Source organism: Bacillus cereus group sp. MG1 (assembly GCF_040460035.1).
Classification (GTDB): domain Bacteria; phylum Bacillota; class Bacilli; order Bacillales; family Bacillaceae_G; genus Bacillus_A; species Bacillus_A cereus.
In genome coordinates this window covers 2,162,842-2,185,839 of sequence record NZ_JARVGY010000001.1, presented here as the reverse complement: position 1 = coordinate 2,185,839, position 22,998 = coordinate 2,162,842, and the positions used below count along the sequence as shown (strand labels likewise).

The window sequence follows — 22,998 nt, the reverse complement described above, 5'->3', positions numbered from 1 at the left end:
GTAACAGAGAAGGAGATTCTAGTATGGTATATTGGCTATTATTACTTGTTACAATTATTTTTGAAGTAGCTGGAACAATTGCGATGAAACTATCAAATGGTTTAACAAAGCTCGTTCCAAGTGTACTGATTTTCGTGTTTTATGGAATTTGTTTCAGCGTGTTCGCCATCGTTGTGAAAAAGATCCATTTAAGTATTGCTTATGCTATTTGGTCTGGCGTTGGAACATTACTTATTACAATCATTAGTGTGTACTTTTTTAAAGAGCATATTAGTTTATTTCAAGCATTTTGTATTCTTTTTATTGTTTTGGGTGTCATTGGGCTTAAGGTTTCATCGGCATCATGAAAGCTATCTTTTGTAGAAGATAGCTTTTTTCTATTTGTGCAGTTAGCAATTAATACGACAAAATATGACAAGAAAGCGTAAAGCATTTTGTTATGATACATATGAAATATTGTCTTATGTGGAGGAAAGAGTATGTTAAAAAAGGTGAGTCAAATTGTTTTAATTTTTGGCATAGCTTTTAGTTTAAGTGCTTGCACTGAGACTAAAGATAGTAATGAAAGTAAACAAGAAGATGTTCAAGATAAAGTGTATAAAATAGGGGAGACAGTAGACGTAGATGGTTTGCAAGTAACTATCGATTCAGTTAAATTAGGATATACGGATTATGATGAGGATAAAAAGAAAGAGGAGATTTTGGGGATTATTTTCAAAGTAGAAAATAATAGTAAAAAGGAAATACCTTTTGCATTTTATGAATTTGAGATTACCGATAAGAAAGGTACAAGATTTAAAGAATATAATAACCCTGATAGCTTTATTAGTAAAAAGTTAGCACCAGAAGAAAAAATTCAAGATATCATGCTATTTGACGTAGCGAAAGAAAATACGTATATCGCTACGTATAGACCAGAGTTTACGCGTGAAAATAGAACAATAAAATTTGAATTGAAACCAAATAAATAAAGAAACACATTGGATTATCCAATGTGTTTCTTTATGGTAATAAATTTAAAACGCCCAGTTACCTTTACGGAAGATAGGCTCATGTCTGCCATCAGCAGTAATACCGTCAATATCAAGCTCAGCTGATCCAATCATGAAGTCGTTGTGTGTAATACTAGCGTTTGCGCCGTTTTCAGCAAGTTCTTCTTTAGACATTGTTTTTCCGCCAACTAAGTTAAATGCGTAAGCATTTCCAATCGCAAGGTGGCAAGATGCATTTTCGTCAAATAGTGTATTGTAGAATAAAACATTTGTGTTTGAAATTGGTGAGTCATGAGGTACTAAAGCTACTTCCCCTAAGAAGTGAGAACCTTCATCTGTTTCTACTAAATGTTTTAAAGCTTCTTCACCAGCTTCAGCTTTATAGTCTACGATACGTCCGTTTTCAAATGTTAACGTGAAATTATCGATAATATTACCTGCAAATACTAACGGTTTTGTACTAGAAACTTGGCCGTTTACACCTGTTTTAAGTGGCATTGTAAATACTTCTTCAGTTGGAATATTAGCCATAAATGGTACGTTCTTTTCATTTAAGCTACCAGCACCAGCCCATACATGTTTTTCTGGAAGTTCGATTGTTAAATCTGTTCCAGGACCTGTATAGTGAAGAGCTTTATAATGCTTTTCGTTTAAGTAATCCACTTTTGTATGTAATGTTTCATCATGTTCTTTCCATGCTTCTACAGGATTTTCTAAATCAGCACGAGTAGCTTTGAAAATAGCATCCCATAACTTGGCTTCTTGTTCTTCTGGCGCTACGTCAGGGAATACTTTCGCAGCCCATTCTTTCGTAGGAACAGAAATGACACACCAGCTTACTTTATCTGCTTGTACGTAATCACGGTATACTTTCATTGCTTCTCCAGCTACTTTATGAGCTGTTGCGATACGCGATGGTTCTACACCTTTTAATAAATCAGGGTTTTCTGCATAGATAGACATAAATGCAGCGCCTTCTTTTGCTAATTCTTCACGAGCATGTGCTTTCCAAGATGGAAATTCAGCGAAAGCTTCTTCAGGAGCTAGATCGAATTTTAAGCGTGTTAACGTCTCATCATTCCAATCTACATATACGTGTTTTGCACCAGATTTATATGCTTTTTCTGTAACGAGGCGTACAAATTGTACAGCTTCAAGAGGTGCACTAATTGATAAAGTTTGTCCAGGTTGAATATTAACACCAACATTAACTGCAAGAGCAGCATATTTCTCTAACGTTTGTTCAAATGACATATGTATAATCTCCTTTAATTTGAAAGATTTCTTACTATATATAATACAAGAAAATTCTAAAAATATATATAAATATAAAGTAAAAAGAGAGCTCAAAATGTGTTGAGCCCTTATATTTACTTAATTGAAGAAGCAAACTGCTCTACAGTCGTTGTATGGTGTATACGAACGCGCTTCATCTTTAACAATTCATCAGGTTCACCCTTCGTAATGAATTGCCCAGGCTTTGTCGTTGTCGCAAATTGATAATACTTCTTCGTTTCTGCAACAACCTTATCATCTACATGACCGAATGGATAAGCAATCGCGATAACAGGCTTACCTGTTATTTTTTCTAGCTTTTCTTTTGAACCTTTTAACTCTTCCTCATAGTTTGTAATTTTCGGTAAATCTGCATGTGTTGCAGTATGAGATTGCACCGAGAAAATGCCGGAATCAACCATTTCTTTTATTTCAGAAGTAGACAATGCTCCTTCTACATCAACGTTATCAACAATCATATATTCTGTTGCTGCCGGTTTAAAAGTATCATCTTTTAGCTTTTGTAAAATGCGAAATGCATTCATATTATTTTTCATACCGTCATCAAATGTAACGAAAATCGGTTTATTTACTTTATTTATATCGCCCCAGCGTTCAAACGTTAAAAGCGTATAACCATTGTCCTTTAAATGTTTCATTTGTGCTTCAAAGTTAGCTGGTGATACGAATAAGTCTTTAATGCCTTGACCATGATAATCATCAATTGCGTGATACATAAGAACAGGAACCTTTTGTTCGAAAGTAATAGTAGATTTCGTAAGCGGGATTGTTTTCCCATCTTCTTTCATTCCTGTTGCTTCAATTTGGAACTCACCGCGTTTTCCTTCAAATTCCTTTATATCAAAAGGAAGTGTGAATTGTTTCTCTTTTTCTTTAGAAGAAAAAGATTTAGCACTTTCCTTGCCATCAGCTGTGCGCCAAATTTTATATTGTACTTCATTTAAAGAATCTTTTATGTCTGTAATATGAATACTTGTGTTTGTAGATTCGTGTGTAACTGAATTATATGAGATTTTACCTTGTTCTTGCACAGTCTCTTCTTGTTTCTTAATCCCTTGAGCCGTTTTCTCTTTTTTAGGTTCTGGACTTACATTGTTAGTATTACAGCCTGCTAGAATGGCAGACGTACATAAAGCAATTGCTGCGTATTTTCTCATAAAAATCACCTTCTATTGTGTAGTATGTTGCATATTTATATTAAAATCCCCACCGCTATAAGAGTGGTGGGGATATACCCTTGTTCATCATATCATTTGAAGAAAATGAGGGGAATATGATTTTTAGGAGGTTATTAATGTAATAGATTAGTGACTTTGTAATCTGTACCCTTTGTAAAGGACATTTTGAAAAAAGTTAGGCAACATCAAGAAGATGGTTTCTGTATCCAACAGGAGTCATCTTTTTTAAATTCCATTGATATCTATAATGATTATAATACGTCATATATTTCTTAATCTCTTGTTTCAATTCATTAAAGGACACGCAAGGTTTTATATGAGCTTCATCTTTCAGATGACCAAAAAATGATTCTTGTGGGGCGTTATCCCAACAGTTTCCTCTTCTTGACATGGATTGTCCTAGGTTTAGCTTTTTAACTAGCTTTTGATAGGTAGGGCTTGTGTAGTGGGATCCTTGATCTGAATGAATATAAGCACCTTCAGTCAATCGAATCCGCGGATTCCTTTTTAGTTTATGGAGAGTTGTCGTTACGAGCTCTAATGTCATCTGTTCTGAAACATGGTAAGCTAAAATTTCATTAGTTGAGCCGTCTAAAATTGTAGATAAATAGGCCCTTTGATTCTTACCGTAAACTAAATAGGTGATATCTGTAAGAAGTGTTTTCCCTGGGGTATTTTGTTTAAATTCCCGATTTAATTGATTTGGTACTATTCGATGTTCTTTTGTAGCTTTAAGCATTCTTTTATAAGGATTCGCTTTGCGAACCGGACAGATAATCTCGTATTTCTTCATAATTCTACGGATACGCTTTAAATTGTAGACAACTTGAAACTGACCCGCCAATGTCATCTTTATCTGACGAGCCCCTTTGTTTCTATTTCTAAATCGAAGTGCTTTTAATATGGTTTCCTTCAAGATTTCATCTCGATCACTCTTTTGTTTCCGTTGTTCTTGAGATGAAACTGAAAAGTAATTATAGTATCCCGAACGGGATACACCAGCTACTTTACACAAATGACTGACCATATTCCTTAAGTTGTATTTCATGATGACAGAACGAATCAAGATGAATTTCTGACTAGGTGGTAGTGTTATTTCCTTCTCATCCTCCCTTCCATAAGTTTGATTTTTTTTAGCAATTCGTTTTCCGCCTTTAGTAAGTTTCGTTCGGCTTCTAAACGGGCATACTTTTCTTCTAACGTAAGCTCTCTCTCAAGAGTTCTTCCAGCGTTTTCGATACGTGTATCCCTTAAACCCAATACACCATTTTTTCTATAAGCAGCACGCCATCTACTTCCCGATGACATAACTCGTTTCATTCCAATCATATCTATATCAAAACCACATTCTTCAAAAATATTTCGAGGTAGCTTTCCTTTTTCATTTTCCTCAATAAAAATATGCTTAAATTCCTCTGTATAAGTGATACCTTTCTGACTTACAGATTTTACGTATAGGTTATTTGATAGAATTTGAATTTCTCTTTCTGTAAATAGTTTTTTTGTCATTTTCAACATTCTCCGATCCCAATTTTCCTTTTATTATACAAGAAATACCCTATAGAATAGACTTTTTTCAAGTGTCTATTCTATAGGGTACATTTTATTGAATAGATGTGTTTTTTTGTTTCTTATTAGAATTAATAATAATATAACCGACTACAAAGATAAGAGGAATAATGAAGACATAGATAGGCATTCCCCATACATAATAGCTTTTCAGGGTTAAGACTAGTAAATGTAAGAAATCGAAAAGGGCGTGAATTTTCATAAGGTCCTCCAATGTTTTTTACAAATTATAACATTTAATGCTTGTTATTTGTATAATTTGGAAAGTAATTTAAGCTAATTTTAAAGTAAGAAGAAGACTTATTAATATGCAATTTTGCATAAGGATATGTATTTTATTAAAATATAAAGATTTTATACTATAATGAAAACCGCTATAAAACTAAGTAAGAATAATGTATGGAGTGGAGAATAGAAATGAAATATAAAAAAATAATATATATCTTTTTCATATCGCTATTTATAGTTGGTTGTCAAAGTGAAGTGAGTAAAGCAAATAGTGTGGAAGAGTATATTCCATCGCATCTTATGAATGCGGAAGTGACGGCGGATATTATGACACTTGAATTTCCTTATGAGATAAAAGAGAAATTAGAGAAAATCGGAAATAAAATGAGCGATAGTATTACAAATAATTTAGATTGGTATTTGAAGTATGCCGAAGAAGAAATTATACCGAAAAAAACGTTTCCTTATCATCAAAACTTAGGTATTACAAAAGAAGAATATGATTTTATGATAGATAAAATGGATAATGCAGAATATATAAATACCAAAGACGGAAAACTCTTTTTTAAAAAGAAAGATCATGAAATTCAAATTCTCTCTGATGAAAATTTGAATCTAATTAAAAATATTCGAATTGATACAGAGAAGAATACAATTAAAACTCCTTTGGGAGAATGCGAATATGAAGGTGAAATCAAGGCGTCGGATGAACAAAAAGCTACTGGTCCATGGAGTGGGAAGATGTGGACTTTAAAAAGTAATGGATTGCTTTATCATTTTTCATTAGGAAAGTTAAAAAACATAAACAAATCTATCATTTACATTTCAATAAAAGGTATATATAAAGATAGGATTATCAATACAGAAGAAGCAGTTGAATTTCACTCGGTTTCATAAAGAATCAAAAAAATCACCTTACTCGTTAAAGTAAGGTGATTTTTTATTAAATAAACAATCCAGCGATTGTCGCAGATAAAATAGAAGCAAGTGTTGATGCAAATAGCATTTTCCAACCAAATTTAGAAACAACGCTTCCTTGTTTTTCAGAAAGGGCACGGATTGTACCAACGATTGCACCAATTTGGCTAATACTTGCGAAGCTAATTAAGAATACTGTAACGATTCCAACTGTACGTGGAGCTAATGTTGTAGCTGTGTCTTTTAAATCAAGGATTGCTACAAACTCATTTAAAACAATCTTCGTACCCATAATACCACCAGCTGGGATAATATCTTGAGTTGGAATACCCATTAAGAATGCGAATGGAGAAAGTACGTAACCGAAGATTTGTTGTAAAGTAATGGCATGTCCCATTGCGCCTGAAGCTGCACTAATTACGTAGTTTACAACTTCCATCACACCGATAAAGGCGATCATTAATGCGGCAACGATACCAGCTACTTTTAAACCATCAAGCGCACCGTTAATCATTGCACCGATAAAGCTGTCCCCGAATAGCGTTCTATCAAATTTTTGAATCACTTCATCTTCTTTCTTCGTATCAACTGGTGTTAATAACGAACAAACGATTAAGCTTGAGAATAAATTTAGCGGAAGAGCTGCTAGTACGTATTTTGCATCTAACATCATTACGTATGATGCTGTAACAGAAGCAGAAACGGAGCTCATCGCAGAACAACAAATGATAAACATACGGTTTTTATTGAAATGCTGTAAATCGTTTTTAATAACGATTAATGCTTCACTTGAACCGAAGAATACAGAGTTTACTGCGTGGAATGACTCAACGCGTGGTAAACCAGTAATTTTTGAAATAGCACCGCCGACAACGCGAACGATGAATGGTAAAACACCTAAATAACTAAAGATTGAAAGTAGTGCTGAGAAAAATACGATAATTAGTAATACGTTTAAGAAAAAGACAAAATCTCTGTGAATTCCATTAAAGAGAAAATCGACACCTGTCGTACCAAGTTTAATTAGTTTGTTGAAAACTTTACTAATGAAAATAATGATTTGTTGACCAATCTTTGTAGCAAACATAAACCAACCGATTAAAATTTGGAAACCAATCATAATTGCAATTGCACGGAAGTTGATTTTACTTTTGTTGTTTGACAAAGCAAAACATAAACCTAACACGGCAAGAATACCGATAATGCTCATTACATATTGCATGTAGTTGCCCCTTTCAGAAGTTCGTATAAAGTTTGTACATAAAACGCTCGTTATATTACTAAAAATAAAGGAATGAGGTTTTATGTCATACGTAAGATGTCTGACCTTTTAGAAAAATAAAAATAAAAAAAGACCCATATGGATTCACTTTCATCTATGAGAGAAAGCTAATCAATATGAGTCCTTTTTTGCGCATAGGCTAATATTCATTAGTTTTCCCCATAGTCCAGCAATTTAAGGTTGCTGGGTAGAAACTCTCGATCCATATTATCAAGTATATATGAGGTAACATCGTCCGTATTAAATTAGTAGTAGCGTAACATTAACAGAGAACTATCGTCAATAGCTTTTTTTCTTCCAATAGAAAAAGACCATATAAGTATGATAAAATGTAACGCAGTGTTATGAAAAAGAGAGGTCGGAAAATGAGTACTAAAATGACGCCACCAGTTGAGAAAAACGAGTTTATAGATGTAGTATTTGAAGATTTAACACATGATGGTGCCGGTGTTGCGAAAGTAAAGGGCTATCCTATTTTCGTTAAAAACGGATTACCAGGTGAAGAAGCGCAAATTAAAATTATTAAAGTGAAGAAAAACTTCGCATTTGGTCGTTTAATGAAGCTTCATACAGAAAGTCCATATCGTAAAGATGCAGAATGCCCAGTATATAATCAGTGCGGCGGTTGTCAGCTTCAGCACTTAACTTATGAAGGACAATTACAGGCGAAAGAAAAACAAGTACGTGACGTTATGCAGCGCATTGGAGGACTAGGTGATGTTCCTGTTCATCCTGTACTTGGCATGAAAAATCCGTGGGTATATCGCAATAAAGCACAAGTACCAATCGGAGAACGTGAAGGCGGACTTGTAGCTGGTTTCTATCGCCAAGGAACGCATGACATCATTAATATGGAATCATGCTTAATTCAGGCAGAAGAAAACGATACATTAATCCAAGAAGTAAAACGTATTTGTGAAAAGCACGGTATCACTGCATACAACGAAGAGCGTAATAAAGGAACACTTCGTCACGTAATGGCTCGTTACGGACAAGTAACAGGGGAAATTATGCTTGTCTTCATTACACGTACAGCAGAATTACCGAACAAAAAAGCAATCATTGAAGAAATTGCAGCGAAATTCCCAGAAGTAAAATCAATCGTTCAAAACGTAAATACGAAGCGTACAAACGTAATTTTCGGAGACAAAACGACAGTACTATACGGATCAGAATATATTTATGACTTTATCGGGGACATTAAATTTGCGATTTCAGCACGTTCATTCTATCAAGTAAACCCAGAACAAACGAAAGTGCTATACGATAAAACGTTAGAATACGCAAAATTAAGCGGTAACGAAACAGTAATTGATGCCTATTGCGGAATCGGATCAATCTCGTTATTCCTAGCGCAAAAAGCGAAAAAAGTGTACGGTGTTGAAATCGTCCCAGAAGCAATTGAAGACGCAAACCGAAATGCAGCACTAAACAACATGACAAACGCTGAATTTGGGGTAGGAGAAGCAGAAGTAGTCATTCCAAAATGGTACAAAGAAGGCGTAATTGCTGACACAATGGTCGTAGACCCACCGCGTAAAGGCTGTGACGAAGCATTACTAAACACAATCATCGACATGAAGCCAAAACGCGTCGTATACGTATCATGTAACCCAGCAACATTAGCACGTGATTTAAAAGTACTAGAAGAAGGTGGATATAAAACACAGGAAGTACAACCTGTTGATATGTTCCCGCATACGACTCATGTGGAGTGTGTGGCTTGGCTTAAGTTAGTATAATAGGAAAGCAGTTGATATAGAAAAAATCTATACCACCTGCTTTTTGGTTTACAAAAATACCATTCATAAGCGATTTTAGTTAAAATAAATATTGCTGATTTTCACAAATTATAAATTTAGATTTTGAAATTGTATTCATAGTGAGAGGATTTGAATTTGAAATGATAGATAATTTTTGGCGTGAATTACCACGACCATTTTTCGTACTTGCACCAATGGAAGATGTGACAGACGTTGTTTTCCGTCACGTAGTAAGTGAAGCAGGTCGTCCGGACGTATTCTTCACAGAGTTTACAAACTCGGATAGTTATTGCCATCCAGAAGGTATGAAAAGTGTACGTGGCCGTTTAATTTTTACAGAAGACGAACAACCGATGGTAGCACATATTTGGGGAGACAATCCTGAATACTTCCGTCAAATGAGTATCGGTATGGCAGAACTAGGGTTTAAAGGTATCGATATTAACATGGGTTGCCCAGTACCGAACGTTGCATCAAGAGGAAAAGGGAGTGGCCTTATTCTACGTCCAGACGTTGCAGCAGAACTTATCCAAGCAGCAAAAGCGGGTGGACTGCCTGTCAGCGTAAAAACACGACTTGGCTTTAAAGAGTTAAGCGAGTGGGAAGATTGGTTAACGCACATTTTCAAACAAGATATTGCAAACCTTTCTATTCATTTACGCACAAGAGAAGAAATGAGCCAAGTAGATGCGCACTGGGAACTAATTCCGGAAATCAAAAAATTACGTGACCGCATTGCACCCAATACGTTAATAACAATCAATGGAGACATCCTTGATCGTAAAATGGGACTGGAACTTGCTGAAAAATACGGCATTGATGGCGTAATGATCGGACGAGGCATCTTCAAAAATCCATTTGCGTTTGAAAAAGAGCCAAGAGAACATAGCAGTAAAGAACATCTAGATCTTTTAAGACTACAACTTGATCTTCAAGATCAATATGCAGAAGTACTGCCACGCTCAATCACAGGACTTCACCGCTTCTTCAAAATTTATGTGAAGGGCTTCCCAGGAGCTGCGGAATTGAGAAATCAATTGATGAGTACGAAATCGACCGATGAGGTGCGTGCTTTGTTGGATAAGTTTGAGGATAGTGTTGGTGTGGCTCAGGATAGTGAGATGGTTTAACTTTTAAGCAGTTAAATCATTTCATATGTAGTGCATGACATGAGTGAGTTGAAAATAAGTGCAGAGCTGGAAAAGAACAGTGTATTTGAGAAATCAAAGCACTGTTTTTTTCTTTTAGTTAATGTTAAGAGAGAAATCTTTTTATAGGCATATAAAAAACATGTAAGAGCTCTGTAGATACAATGATAGAGAAAAGTTCGGGTAAGACTATAAAACATATCTTTAAAATGTTAAAGTATTAATTTAGCGGACAATAACTAAAAGGTTAGATTAAACATGATAATTTAAAGCAGGTTATAGCATAAACTTTAACCGCTGAATAAATAATCAACATTTCAGGAGGAAACCCAATGGCAATGAGCAACAACGATATATTAAAAAGAGTACGATACGCTTTAGATATAAAAGATATAGATATGGTAGAAATCTTTAAACTTGGCGGGATGGAAGTAACGAAAGAAGACGTAGTTGATATGCTTACAAAAATAAAGAGAGCTCCTCAGCATGAAGCTGAAAATGATGAGGTAGCTGAAGATGAGTACGTAAAAACATGCGATATGATGATGTTAGAGGCATTTTTAAATGGATTTATTACTTTAAAAAGAGGAAAGCAAGATCCGAAACCAGGGCAGCCTGCACCTGTACAGAGCAAGGAGAGTGCCAATAACCTTCTTCTAAAGAAAATGAAAATCGCACTATCTTTAACGAGTGAGGATGTACTTGATATATTAGATAGCGTAGGCGTTACGGTAACAAAAGGAGAGTTAGGCGCTCTATTAAGAAAAAAAGGTCATAAAAATTACAAAGAGTGCGGCGATAGATACGCAAGGAATTTCATTAAGGGATTAGGTGTAAAGTATAGAGGATAATGAGTTCGTTAAAGCAGTAAATGATATAATAGGTAGAGTAGGACGTTCGTATCCTACTCTTTTTTATTTGTAAAAATACTATGCTAGGTGATGAAATGGTACATACATATTTAGGTGAGACAATTAATTTTCATATAACTTATAAGAAGAAAAAGTCCGTGCGTCTTTTTGTAGATTCGTATGGAAATGTAGAAATACAGGCTCCGAAAGGGACACCTGTTGAATACTTAGTCCAGTTGCTAGAAGAGAAGTGGGGGTGGATTCAGACAACACGTAAAGAAATGCAGGAGCGAGCGCATGGACCACAGGAAAAGGATTATGATCAAGGAGAAGGCTTTTTGTATTTAGGGAATACGTATCCGATACAGATTTCCCAAGATGCAAGCATTGAGCAAGACAACGCAGTATTTAAAGGGGATAAGTTACATATTTATGTGAAAGAGCTTAAGGATGAGAAAATACAACAAGCTTTAAAACGATTTTACTATAAGCAGTGTAAATCTTTAGTAGAGAAGAGTATTAAAGCGCATCAAAGTAATTTCAAAACAAAACCACGTTCTATTCGTATTACAGATAGTAGTCGTACTTGGGGTACTTGCGATTCGAATTTACAACTAACATTCAATTGGAAGCTAGCAATGGCACCACAGCGAGTAATTGACTATGTAGTTGTTCATGAAATGTGTCATATGGTTCATTTAAATCATGATCGATCGTTTTGGCGTCTTGTCGGGAAAATCATGCCCGATTATAAGGAAATGGAGAACTGGTTAGCTTTATCTAGTTGGAAGATGACGGTTTAATGTTGCGCTTTGTATAGGTTGCAATTATTGTCAATCTTTGTCGGTAAGTCGATATATTTCGAAAATCGCTGATATATTTGAAGTTGCGCCGATATATTTTGAAAATCGCTGATATATTCGGAGTTGCAATCGATATGTTCAATGAAGAGAAAGTAAAAGGAGAGGTCACAGCAGACATCTCCTCTTTTCGAGTATATAGGTTAGCGTCCAAACATCACAACAAAATCCCCATCCACTTTCGCCATCTCATACCCACGATACCCCTCCGAAAGCAAAGCCTGCTGTCCACTAGCATCACTCATTAGAATACTTTGAACATCCGTCCAATCGCTTTCTTTATCTCCGCGCAATTTCTTCACAAAAACATATCGCAGACTACCACCATACTTCTCCTTCAGCGCAGCAATCTCCATCCCTTGCGCAAATTTATCCTTCAAACTCGGGATGTTAAAAGGAGCAACGGTGCAGCATACATAATCATATTTGCTATCTTTTTTTTGTAATTCGTCCATGATGACGTTTGCTAATATTTTTTGCATCCCATTTCCTCGACAGTTCGGATGAACGTTTGAGATTTCTTGATAGATGACGCGGTGCAGTTCACTTTCTGATAGACCAATATCAAGCCCTAAATGTTCATCGTCGATAGGAGGGACGAGTAGAGCGCGAAATGCGATGAGTTTGTTTTCGATAAAAGCACCGATCATCATGCCGTTTCCTTCTAGAATGTATTGAAATTCTTCTAGTGAGAGTGGTTGTAAACGACTTTTATCTTCTAGTGCTTCAACTACGATGTTTTGTAGTGATAAAATTTGTTCGATGTGCTCTAGTGATAGTAATGTAACGTGAAATGATTCGTTATTTTGTTTTAATGTTCCTTCGTATAGAACCGTCATATGATAGTCCTCCTTTAGCGTACAACGTCTTGAAAGACGGTTAGTTCTTGTAGTGTATCTTCGTTTATTTCAATGCCGAGTCCGGGCTTTTCGTTTAAGCGAATGAATGGTACATCGTAATGTAAGTTTCCAATGTCTTTCGTGAATTTTAATGGTCCTGTTAGCTCTACGCTCGTAATGATTTTCTTTGAGAAAGCGACATGGAATCCTGCGGAAGAGGCAACAGATGATTCGACCATTGATCCCACTTGGCATTCAATGCCGGCCATTTCAGCTTGATGAGCGAGCTTTACAGCTGGATGTATGCCACCGCATTTCATTAGTTTTATATTCACTTTATCAGCAGCTTCTAATTTAATAATTTGGCGCATTTCACGAGAACTTTTTAGTCCTTCATCAATCATAAGCGGGAGGTCTGTCTTAGAACGAATATGAGCCATGGCATCAATATCGTCCGCGATAACAGGTTGTTCAATCCAGTCAATGTTTAAATGTCCTAATGACCGCAGTGCTGTTAATGTGTTTGCGCTATTTTTCCAGCCTTGGTTTACATCAACGCGAATAGCGATGTCATTTCCTACACGTTCTCGTACAGCTTCAATACGTTTCACATCTTCTTTTACATTCGTACCAACTTTCATTTTGAAAGATTGGTAACCTTTTTGAATCATAGAAGCAGCTTCTTCAGCCATATCTTCAGGATCGGCAATACTTAAAACGTGAGTGACAGGGAATTCTTCATGATAGCGCCCGCCAATTAATTGATATACAGGTTGATTTAGTTTTTTGCCCATTATATCAAAACAAGCAATATCAATTGCAGCTTTCGCTGTTGGAACACCGTAAATTGTATTGTCCATCATGTCGTGTATTTTTTCGATATTCATTGGATTTTTCCCGATTAGAGCAGGGGTTAGCGTATGTTTTAAAGTATGGAAAGTACTTTCCCATGATTCACCTGTGACGTGATCATCAGCAACGCCTTCACCGTAACCGATAATACCTTCATCTGTTTCCATTTTGACGATAATAGAGGGCATATCAGAATAAGAGCCATAACTAATAACAAACGGATTGCGAAGCGGTAAACGAATTGCGTAAAGATGAATAGCTGTAATTTTCATTGAATAGAAACCCCTTCCTGTTTACAATAGTTTTGTACATTTGATATAGTTGACGTTAAATAGTCGTTAATTAATGATAAGGAGTTAGAGAAAATGATGATAAAAATTGCAGTTGTCGGTTCAAAGGAGTTTATGGAGAACCTTTTTCCTATTGCTCAAAAATTAGAAGGAATAGAAATTGATCCATATATTTACCTTCATCCGGCGGAATCTTCTGAATTATTAAAGTGTCTAAAGCCTTGTGATGTCATCTTTTTCTCAGGTGCTTTACCTTATTATATGGCAAAAGAAATAAGAGAACAATTACGAATTCCAAGTACATACTTACAGCAAGACGAGACAACTGTCGCATCTTCAATTCTTTCTATCATGTATCATCAAAGTATTCAACCACATAACATTTCCATCGATTTAGTAGACCGCTCGTTTATTACAAATGTGTTCCATGATATTGGTATAAAAGAAAGCCCGCAAGTGTTGGATTATGAAAATATGCTGTGGAGTAAAGATGAAATAAATAGAGTTATCGATTTTCATGTAGCTAAATATCAATCTGGAGAAGCTCATTTAGCTTTAACTAGTATTCACGCTGTTTACGACGAGCTTCAAAAAATAGGTGTTCCTTCAGAGCGCATGATTGATCCAACACAATCCATTATACATGGTCTAAAAGATGCAAAAATAAAAGCTGAGTTAGCAAAAAGCTATTCAGCTACTGTTGGTGCTTGTATTATTTCTTCCCTAGAATTACGAACGAGTTTGCTTGAAAAACTAGATGTCATTTCAAAAGAACTACGTGGTTCATTTAAACAAGTGGATGAAATGACATGTATTTTGTATACAACTCGTGGTGATATCGAATCGATTATTAAAACAAATGCGATAAATAACTTGTTTGCGAGCGTAGAAGGAACGATAGCTATTGGATTTGGTTATGGAAAAACCGTGAAAGAGGCGGAGCAAAATGCAAAAATTGCTCAAAGTTTTGCAAAGAATAATCCAATAGATCGTTGTTTTTATATACTAACAAGTGATAAAGATTTGTTTGGTCCGTTCCCGAAAGAACAGAGAGTACAAAGTTTGAAAAATGATAATCCGGAACTAATGAAAATAGCGAAGGAAACGAAGCTTAGTCCGGCCAACTTGTCAAAAATCATTCAATTTAGTCAATCGCATCCGTCATTGAAGTTTACAGCAGCTGACCTTTCTGAGTACTTACAAGTGACTCGAAGATCGACAGAAAGGTTGTTAAAGAAATTAGTTGATTACGGGTATGCTCATATTTGCGGCGAGGAAATGCCCTATCAACAAGGGCGACCTCGCGCACTATATGAACTGAATTTACCGCTATTTTTAAGCTTCTAGTTGAGCTTTTTGTTTCTTTAGCAGTTCTGCTTTTTCAATGTCTGATAGTTTTACAATTGTGAAGCCTGTTATACCATAAATGATTGAGATAATAGGTACGATGAAATTCAAAATAGCATAAGGGGCATATTCAAATGCACCTACGCCAAGTGTAGCGAGAATAAATACACCGCACGTATTCCAAGGAACGAAGACAGAAGTTAATGTTCCGCCATCTTCTAATGCTCTGGATAAGTTTTTTGAATGTAGTCCTTTTTCTGTGTATGCATTTGCGTACATTCTTGAAGGGACAACAATTGAAATATATTGTTCAGAGCAAGTAAGGTTTGTTGCAAAACAAGATGCGATAGTAGAAGCGATAAGCCCTTTTGCTGATTTCGCTAACTTTAAAATCTGATTTACAATTGAGCGAAGAATACCTGTATGTTCTAATACTCCTCCGAAAGTCATAGCGACAATTGTCATCGAGACTGTATTCATCATTGAATCTAAGCCACCGCGGTTAAATAGTTCGTCTACTAGCTTGTTTCCAGTGTCTATAACAAATCCAGCTTGGAGTGCACCGACAGATGCTGAGACAGAACCACCTTGAATAAAGACTTGTGATAAAAATCCTAAAATAATACCGACGAGAATCGCTGGTATAGCAGGGACCTTTTAGCGACCAATACCATAACGACTACGGGTATAATGAGTAGGAAAGGTGAGATAACAAAGTTTTGTTGCAATACTTGTAACGTTTGATCGATGCTCTTCGCATCAATATTGTTAGCGCCGAAGCTTCTTCCTAAGACCGCGTAGACGATAAGAGTAATAATTAAACCTGGAACTGTAGTAAATAACATATGACGAATGTGTGCGAATAAATCTGTATTTGTTAATCCTGCGGCTAGGTTAGTTGTATCTGAAAGCGGTGACATTTTATCGCCAAAATAAGAGCCTGAAATAATGGCACCAGCAACCATTGGAGCTGGGATTCCCATACTTAGGCCAATTCCCATTCCAGCAACACCAATTGTCCCCATTGTAGACCAAGAGCTACCAATTGCTAATGCAACGATAGAACAAATGACGGTAATGGAAACTAAAAATAGTGATGGAGTTAAAAGTTTTAAACCGTAATAAATCATCGTTGCGACGATTCCACCGCCAATCCAAGCACCAATTGTTAAGCCAACAAGAATAATAATGACGATAGCAGGTAATGCAAGACGAATCCCTTTATACATTGCTTCTTCAAGATCATTCCATTTGTAACCATAACGCCAAGCGACAATAGAAGCAACGGTTGTACCGATAATAAGTGGAACGTGAGGGGTTTGTTTTAATACAACAATTGTAACCATCATAACTGCAACGGTAATGATAATAGGGATAATCGCTATTCCAAAAGGTATTTCTTTTTTCATAAAGTTCCTCCTTGTTACGTATGTTTGTTTGTATTTTTAGAATTGTCGTAAAATAGACGTTTATTAGGTTATGATAACTAAAAGTTTATGTAAGCGTCAACATAAAAAACAGAAAATAAGGAATGTTCTAGTTGTTTGTTTAGTTTGTAATATAAGTGCAGAGTAAGGTTTTTAAGTATTTAAAAATAAACAATTGACTTTTTTCTTAAAATTCAATATGTTCATAAAAACATCTGTTTTTCATAAGTATAATTAACCCGAATCGTTTGTAATGTGGGAAGGAGACTGGAACGTTGAAAACATTAGAACTACAAGAGCGCTTAACGGAGATTTTTCAGCATTTACACGAAAACCCTGAAGTAAGTTGGAAAGAATATGAAACGACAGCGTATATTACTGACTTTTTAAAAGAAGAAGGAATTTCATATAGAACATTTGATGATTGTCCAGGTGTAATTGCTGAGATTGGAGGCGGGAATCCAGTTATTGCGATTCGTGCTGATATGGATGCACTTTGGCAAGAAGTAAATGGAGAATTTAAAGCGAACCATTCATGTGGCCATGATGCTCATATGACCATTGTAATGGGACTTATTTTACAATTGAAAAATATGAGATGGAAAAGTGGTATGGTTAGATTTATTTTTCAGCCGGCAGAAGAGAAGGGGAATGGTGCTTTGAAGATGGTGGAGAAAGGTGCTGTAGATGATGCTGATTTCTTATTTGGCATCCATCTAAGACCAATTGAAGAACTATCTTTGAAACAAGCAGCCCCATCTATTCGCCATGGAGCAGCAGGATTTTTAGAGGGTATGATTCATGGGGAGGATGCACACGGGGCAAGACCACACCAAGGTGTGAATGCAATTGATGTCATTTCCATGATTAATATCGGTTTGAAAAATATTTGGCTGCCACCGCAAAGTTCCTATTCAGTAAAAATGACGAGATGCCAAGCAGGTGGTGATAATTTAAATATCATTCCAGGAAATGGTCATTTCAGTTTAGATGTAAGAGCTGAGAGTAATATACTATTAGAAGAATTAAAGAAAAAGATTGAGCATGTAATAGAATCAGCTGCATCGATGGGGTCGAAAACTTCATACGAATGGATGGATCTTGCACCAGGAGCAGAGGTTTCCGAAGAAGCAGAGCGCTTTATGCGTAAAGGTATTCTCGAAGTGTATGGGGAAGAGAGATGCACAGGGCCTCTCTATACGACAGGAAGCGATGATTTCCATTACTATACAGTGAAAAGACCACATTTAAAAGCTGTCATGCTTGGACTAGGAGCAGACCTACAACCTGGATTACACCATCCGTATATGAGGTTTGATCATAGTTGTATTATGGATGGGGTAGAAATATTGAAACAAACTGTATTGAAAGTGTTAGAAGACAGGGGCTAAAGAGCTCCTGTTTTTTTGTCGTGAATTGTCGGTAAATCGATATATTGAGAAAATCGTTGATATATTTGAAGTTACGATAGATATATTAAGAAAATCGTTAATATAATTTCACGTACCTATTAATTTGATGAAAAATGAGCCTCCAGTACATGGTGTATAATAATAAGTACCATTTTTTAATAGGAGAAAACGAATGAACGAACAATATTACGATGCAGTTTTACATATAAAAACAGTCGGTGAGCAAAAAGGGTTTAACAAGTCTATGCATTATCACCGCTACGAACCGACGCCGTATAGCGGGTTAGATGAGTTATTGAATCAATATGAAATACGAAGTAGCGACCGAATTGTAGACTTTGGGTGCGGAAAAGGGCGATTAAACTTTTATATGCATCATAAATGTGGGGCTTCAGCAGTTGGAATTGAAATGAATGAAGAATTTTATAAAGAAGCGATGGATAATCGAGATCGTTATGCCCGAAAGGCACGAAACAGTAAGGGGAAAATTCAATTCCAATGTTGTTTAGCGCAGGAATATAAGATTGATCCACATGATAATAGGTTTTATTTCTTTAATCCGTTTTCTGTGCAAGTGTTTATGAATGTAGTAAATAACATTTTGCTTTCAGTAGAAAATACGGGGAGAGAAGTGGATATTATTTTATATTATCCTTCTGAGGACTATATTTTCTTCTTAGAAAATCAGACTGCGTTTGAGCTGAAGAAAGAAGTTAGATTGCCAGGTGCTTATGAGAAGAATGGGAATGAGAGGTTTTTAGTTTATACATTAGGGTAATAAAAAAACAGGTGCCAAGGCACCTGTTTTTTATTAGTTACGGATTAAGTAATCAAATGCACCTAAAGCTGCGTTTGCACCTGAACCCATAGAGATGATGATTTGTTTGTACGGATTATTTGTACAGTCACCTGCAGCAAACACTCCTGGTACGTTTGTAGCGCCGTGCTTGTCTGTTACGATTTCACCGCGAACGCGTTCAACTGTTTCGCCTAACCAGTCTGTGTTTGGCACAAGACCGATTTGTACGAATACACCTTGTAATTCAACGTGATGAACTTCTTCAGTTTCACGATCGATGTAAGAAATACCGTTTACTTTATCAGTACCAGTGATTTCTTTCGTTTGAACGTTTTTCAGAACAGTTACGTTTGGTAAGCTGTTAAGACGCTCTTGTAATACAGCATCAGCTTTTAATTCTGGCATGAATTCAAGAACAGTTACGTGCTTAACGATACCTGCTAAGTCGATAGCTGCTTCAATACCAGAGTTACCTCCGCCGATAACTGCTACGTCTTTTCCAGTGAATAATGGACCGTCACAGTGTGGGCAATATGCTACACCTTTATTTTTGAACTCAGCTTCACCTGGTACGCCAACATTACGCCAGCGAGCACCTGTAGAAACGATTACGCTCTTACTTTTCAGAATAGCGCCGTTTTCAAGTTCCACTTCAATAAGTTCTTTTTTCTCTAAACGTTTCGCACGTTGTAGATTCATTACATCGATGTCGTATTCTTTTACGTGTTCTTCAAGGCTTGCTACTAGCTTAGGACCTTCAGTCTTTTTTACGCTGATGAAGTTCTCAATGCCCATAGTATCCATTACTTGACCACCGAAGCGCTCAGCAACGATACCAGTGCGGATGCCTTTACGTGCTGCGTAAATTGCTGCACTTGCACCAGCAGGGCCCCCACCAACAACAAGAACATCGTATGGATCTTTATCAGAAAGCTCTGATGCATCTGGACCGTTACCCATTTTAGCTAAAATTTCTTCAAGTGTCATACGACCGCTTCCGAAAGATTCGCCGTTTAGGTAAACAGTTGGTACTGCCATGATGTCTTTGCTTTCTACTTCCTCTTTGAATGCAGCGCCATCAATCATAGTATGTGTAATACCAGGGTTAAGAACGCTCATTACGTTAAGAGCTTGTACAACATCAGGACAGTTATGACAACTTAGGCTGATATAAGATTCAAAATGATATTCGCCTTGAATGTTTTTAATTTGATCGATTAATTTTTGTTCAACTTTTGGAGCGCGTCCACTTACTTGTAGTAAAGCTAACACTAATGATGTAAATTCGTGTCCTAATGGAATACCAGCGAATACGACACCAGTGTCTTCACCAGGGCGGTTTACGCTAAAGCTTGGTGTTCTCTCTAATTCAACTTTTTCTACTGTAATCTTAGATGACATAGTAGCTAATTCGTCTACTAGAGCTAACATATCTTTAGATACGTTATCGTCTCCTGCGCTTACCTTAAGTAAAATATCGTTCTCCATTAATTGAAGGTATTGGGATAGTTGTGTTTTTATATCTGCATCTAGTATCATTTTGATCGAACTCCTTAGATTTTGCCTACAAGGTCAAGGCTTGGTTTAAGTGTTGCAGAACCCTCTTGCCATTTAGCTGGGCAAACTTCACCTGGGTTGTTACGTACGTATTGAGCAGCTTTAATTTTGTTAACAAGAATGCTTGCGTCACGGCCGATACCATCAGCATTGATTTCCATAGATTGGATAACGCCGTCTGGATCGATGATGAATGTACCACGAGCAGCAAGACCTTCTTCTTCCATTAAAACGTTGAAGTTTGTAGTGATTGTGCGAGTTGGGTCACCAATCATGATGTACTCGATTTTGCCGATAGTTTCTGAGCTATCATGCCATGCTTTGTGAGTGAAGTGAGTGTCTGTAGATACAGAGTATACTTCAACGCCTAAGTCTTTTAGAGTTGCGTATTGGTTTTGTAAGTCTTCAAGTTCAGTTGGGCAAACGAATGTGAAGTCAGCTGGGTAGAAACAAACTACACTCCATTTTCCTTTTAAACTTTCGTCAGTAACTTGGATAAATTCTCCATTATGGTAAGCATTAGCTTTAAACGGTTTTACTTCTGTGCCGATTAATAACATATTAAAATTCCTCCTAAATGTTGGTTTTGAGCATCAAAAAATAGTGTGCTCATAAAATATATTTTTTAATTAACTATAATAATTCTAATTCGATATTAATTATCATATAGAAGTGGTTATTTTGTCAAGAGAATAAACCAACTTTATACCAATTTAATTAATATTTATTCTCAATTAAGGCTAACAGGGAATGGAAAGGTAACTTTAAGTTTATAAATTTTCAATGATTGTTTGAAAGAGTAGTGTGTATGTTAGAAATATGGTGTAAGTGTAAATTCTTAGGAAGGAAATATTTCTTAGAAGTTATGTATTTGAAAAGGAACTGCTTATTTCTATTTTACAAAGAATTGTGCGATAAATAAAATAAAATGAATCGAAATCTTTTTGAACAATTTTTGTCATCTCAAATATATAATTAGGAAGTATATTACGCTGATAGTTAGAAACATTGACTCAAAGTGCTAACAAGATATAATAAAACCTAGATATACCTTTCAAAAAGAAGAATACATATTTATAGGATGAAAAAATTCAACCTATTATTTTTTATAGCTTTTAGAAAACGCTTACAATTGGTGTGGAGGGGAAACCATGTCTAAGTTCACAAAGTATTTTTTAATGGAAGCTAGCGATGTGATTGCATATGTGAAAGAGAAATTATCTAAGTTTGAACATGCAAAGGGGCTAAAGTGTAAAGAAATAGGTGATGGCAATTTAAATTATGTGTTCCGCGTTTGGGATAAAAAAGAGAACATGTCTGTCATCGTAAAGCAAGCTGGGGATACAGCTCGCATTTCAGATGAGTTTAAGTTATCGACGAATCGTATTCGTATAGAATCAGATGTTTTGCAGTTAGAGAATGAGTTAGCACCTGGACTTGTTCCTAAGGTGTATTTATTTGATAGTGTGATGAACTGTTGCGTAATGGAAGATTTATCGAATCACACAATATTACGTACAGCACTTATAAATCATCAAATATTTCCGCAGCTTGCTGACGACTTAACTACTTTTATGGTAAATACACTTTTATTAACATCTGATGTTGTAATGAATCATAAAGAGAAGAAGGAACTTGTGAAGAATTATATAAATCCTGAATTATGTGAGATTACAGAGGACCTCGTATATTCAGAACCATTTACAAATCATAATAAGCGTAATGAGTTATTTCCTTTAAATGAGGGATGGATTAGGGAGCATATTTATAGTGATAAAGAGCTTCGTATGGAAGTAGCGAAACGTAAATTTTCTTTTATGACGAATGCACAGGCATTGCTTCATGGTGATTTACATACTGGTTCTGTTTTTGTAAGAGATGATTCTACAAAGGTTATTGATCCTGAGTTTGCTTTTTATGGACCTATGGGATATGACGTTGGGAATGTAATGGCGAATTTAATGTTTGCTTGGGTGAATGCAGATGCAACGATGCCACCTGGAGCTGAGAAAGATACGTATATGGATTGGTTACAAACTACGATGGTAGAGGTAATTGATTTATTTAAGAAGAAGTTTTTAGATGCTTGGGATATTCATGTGACCGAGATTATGGCGAAGGAAGAAGGCTTTAACGAAGTATATTTACAATCTGTATTAGAGGATACAGCTGCAGTGACAGGTCTTGAATTAATCCGCCGTATTGTTGGATTAGCGAAAGTAAAAGATATTACTTGTATTGAGAATGAGGAAGCACGTGCTAGAGCGGAGCAAATTTGTCTTAAAGTAGCGAAGAGTTTTATTTTACGAGCGAATCAATATAGAACAGGTAGAAGTTTTGTAGAAACGTTAAAAGAACAGTCAATGCACTACGCGGAGTAAGGGGAGAAT

Annotated in this window: 19 protein-coding genes, 1 pseudogene and 1 riboswitch; of the genes and pseudogenes, 11 read left to right on the top strand and 9 right to left on the bottom strand. The window is 36.0% G+C overall.

Annotation, left to right across the window (positions count from 1 at the left end):
- Nucleotides 1–23: 23 nt before the first annotated feature.
- Both QCI79_RS11255 and QCI79_RS11250 read left to right on the top strand, forming a co-directional pair.
- Nucleotides 24–347, top strand: coding sequence for a DMT family transporter (locus tag QCI79_RS11255; protein ID WP_000263262.1), 324 nt, complete (start codon nt 24–26; stop codon nt 345–347).
- 132 nt (nt 348–479) lie between these two features.
- Entirely contained in the window at nt 480–971 is a 492-nt protein-coding gene (locus QCI79_RS11250; protein ID WP_000915111.1) for a DUF4352 domain-containing protein, read from the top strand.
- A 45-nt stretch (nt 972–1,016) separates the two neighbouring features.
- Here the strand turns inward: QCI79_RS11250 and QCI79_RS11245 are convergent, their stop codons facing one another.
- The 3 genes from QCI79_RS11245 to QCI79_RS11235 all read right to left on the bottom strand — a co-directional run bounded on the left by QCI79_RS11245 (nt 1,017) and on the right by QCI79_RS11235 (nt 4,984).
- Entirely contained in the window at nt 1,017–2,246 is a 1,230-nt protein-coding gene (locus tag QCI79_RS11245) for an aminopeptidase (RefSeq protein WP_000007357.1), read from the bottom strand.
- 116 nt (nt 2,247–2,362) lie between these two features.
- Complete coding sequence (locus tag QCI79_RS11240; RefSeq protein ID WP_001233712.1) at nt 2,363–3,445, bottom strand: polysaccharide deacetylase family protein; 1,083 nt, start codon at nt 3,443–3,445, stop codon at nt 2,363–2,365.
- Nucleotides 3,446–3,641: 196 nt separating this feature from the next.
- Nucleotides 3,642–4,984 (bottom strand): IS3 family transposase gene (locus tag QCI79_RS11235; protein WP_087942833.1). Its coding sequence is split into 2 segments (ribosomal slippage): nt 3,642–4,603 and nt 4,603–4,984, totalling 1,344 coding nucleotides; the frame shifts between segments, so codons are not numbered across the junction.
- 468 nt (nt 4,985–5,452) lie between these two features.
- Between QCI79_RS11235 and QCI79_RS11230 the strand changes: the two genes are divergently transcribed.
- Nucleotides 5,453–6,160 carry a hypothetical protein gene (locus QCI79_RS11230; protein WP_000875595.1) on the top strand — a complete coding sequence of 236 codons (708 nt, stop codon included), beginning with the start codon at nt 5,453–5,455 and terminating at the stop codon, nt 6,158–6,160.
- 46 nt (nt 6,161–6,206) lie between these two features.
- Here QCI79_RS11230 and QCI79_RS11225 read toward each other — a convergent pair whose 3' ends face one another.
- Entirely contained in the window at nt 6,207–7,403 is a 1,197-nt protein-coding gene (locus QCI79_RS11225) for a NupC/NupG family nucleoside CNT transporter (protein WP_001200489.1), read from the bottom strand.
- Nucleotides 7,404–7,605: 202 nt separating this feature from the next.
- A riboswitch (purine riboswitch) is annotated at nt 7,606–7,707 on the bottom strand.
- Nucleotides 7,708–7,828: 121 nt separating this feature from the next.
- Here QCI79_RS11225 and rlmD point away from each other — a divergent pair.
- The 4 genes from rlmD to QCI79_RS11205 all read left to right on the top strand — a co-directional run bounded on the left by rlmD (nt 7,829) and on the right by QCI79_RS11205 (nt 12,028).
- Nucleotides 7,829–9,205 carry a 23S rRNA (uracil(1939)-C(5))-methyltransferase RlmD gene (rlmD, locus tag QCI79_RS11220; RefSeq protein WP_000105034.1) on the top strand — a complete coding sequence of 459 codons (1,377 nt, stop codon included), beginning with the start codon at nt 7,829–7,831 and terminating at the stop codon, nt 9,203–9,205.
- Between the two features lie 161 nt (nt 9,206–9,366).
- Nucleotides 9,367–10,356, top strand: coding sequence for a tRNA dihydrouridine synthase (locus QCI79_RS11215; RefSeq protein WP_000566707.1), 990 nt, complete (start codon nt 9,367–9,369; stop codon nt 10,354–10,356).
- 350 nt (nt 10,357–10,706) lie between these two features.
- Nucleotides 10,707–11,225: a YehS family protein gene (locus QCI79_RS11210; protein WP_001251702.1), complete on the top strand. Its 519-nt coding sequence runs from the start codon at nt 10,707–10,709 to the stop codon at nt 11,223–11,225.
- A gap of 95 nt (nt 11,226–11,320) precedes the next feature.
- Entirely contained in the window at nt 11,321–12,028 is a 708-nt protein-coding gene (locus tag QCI79_RS11205) for a M48 family metallopeptidase (RefSeq protein WP_000233735.1), read from the top strand.
- Nucleotides 12,029–12,228: 200 nt separating this feature from the next.
- Here the strand turns inward: QCI79_RS11205 and QCI79_RS11200 are convergent, their stop codons facing one another.
- Both QCI79_RS11200 and QCI79_RS11195 read right to left on the bottom strand, forming a co-directional pair.
- Nucleotides 12,229–12,924 carry a hypothetical protein gene (locus tag QCI79_RS11200; RefSeq protein ID WP_021728704.1) on the bottom strand — a complete coding sequence of 232 codons (696 nt, stop codon included), beginning with the start codon at nt 12,922–12,924 and terminating at the stop codon, nt 12,229–12,231.
- Between the two features lie 14 nt (nt 12,925–12,938).
- Nucleotides 12,939–14,048, bottom strand: coding sequence for a mandelate racemase/muconate lactonizing enzyme family protein (locus tag QCI79_RS11195; protein WP_000704490.1), 1,110 nt, complete (start codon nt 14,046–14,048; stop codon nt 12,939–12,941).
- A gap of 93 nt (nt 14,049–14,141) precedes the next feature.
- On the opposite strand from QCI79_RS11195, the gene QCI79_RS11190 reads away from it, so the two are divergent.
- On the top strand, nt 14,142–15,413 hold the full coding sequence (locus QCI79_RS11190) for a hypothetical protein (RefSeq protein ID WP_000972812.1): 1,272 nt from the start codon (nt 14,142–14,144) through the stop codon (nt 15,411–15,413).
- Here QCI79_RS11190 and nhaC read toward each other — a convergent pair.
- Nucleotides 15,402–16,822: pseudogene (gene nhaC, locus QCI79_RS11185) on the bottom strand (Na+/H+ antiporter NhaC). The gene QCI79_RS11190 and the pseudogene nhaC overlap by 12 nt on opposite strands.
- A gap of 293 nt (nt 16,823–17,115) precedes the next feature.
- On the opposite strand from nhaC, the gene QCI79_RS11180 reads away from it, so the two are divergent.
- Nucleotides 17,116–18,231 carry a M20 peptidase aminoacylase family protein gene (locus tag QCI79_RS11180; RefSeq protein WP_000853511.1) on the top strand — a complete coding sequence of 372 codons (1,116 nt, stop codon included), beginning with the start codon at nt 17,116–17,118 and terminating at the stop codon, nt 18,229–18,231.
- A gap of 193 nt (nt 18,232–18,424) precedes the next feature.
- Nucleotides 18,425–19,030: an SAM-dependent methyltransferase gene (locus tag QCI79_RS11175; protein ID WP_001005631.1), complete on the top strand. Its 606-nt coding sequence runs from the start codon at nt 18,425–18,427 to the stop codon at nt 19,028–19,030.
- Between the two features lie 33 nt (nt 19,031–19,063).
- Here QCI79_RS11175 and ahpF read toward each other — a convergent pair whose 3' ends face one another.
- Both ahpF and ahpC read right to left on the bottom strand, forming a co-directional pair.
- Nucleotides 19,064–20,590 carry an alkyl hydroperoxide reductase subunit F gene (gene ahpF, locus QCI79_RS11170; protein ID WP_000599501.1) on the bottom strand — a complete coding sequence of 509 codons (1,527 nt, stop codon included), beginning with the start codon at nt 20,588–20,590 and terminating at the stop codon, nt 19,064–19,066.
- A 14-nt stretch (nt 20,591–20,604) separates the two neighbouring features.
- Nucleotides 20,605–21,168, bottom strand: a complete 564-nt coding sequence (gene ahpC, locus QCI79_RS11165; RefSeq protein WP_000924420.1) for an alkyl hydroperoxide reductase subunit C — start codon at nt 21,166–21,168, stop codon at nt 20,605–20,607.
- A 591-nt stretch (nt 21,169–21,759) separates the two neighbouring features.
- On the opposite strand from ahpC, the gene mtnK reads away from it, so the two are divergent.
- Nucleotides 21,760–22,989 carry an S-methyl-5-thioribose kinase gene (mtnK, locus tag QCI79_RS11160; RefSeq protein ID WP_000033255.1) on the top strand — a complete coding sequence of 410 codons (1,230 nt, stop codon included), beginning with the start codon at nt 21,760–21,762 and terminating at the stop codon, nt 22,987–22,989.
- The last annotated feature ends 9 nt before the right edge of the window (nt 22,990–22,998 follow it).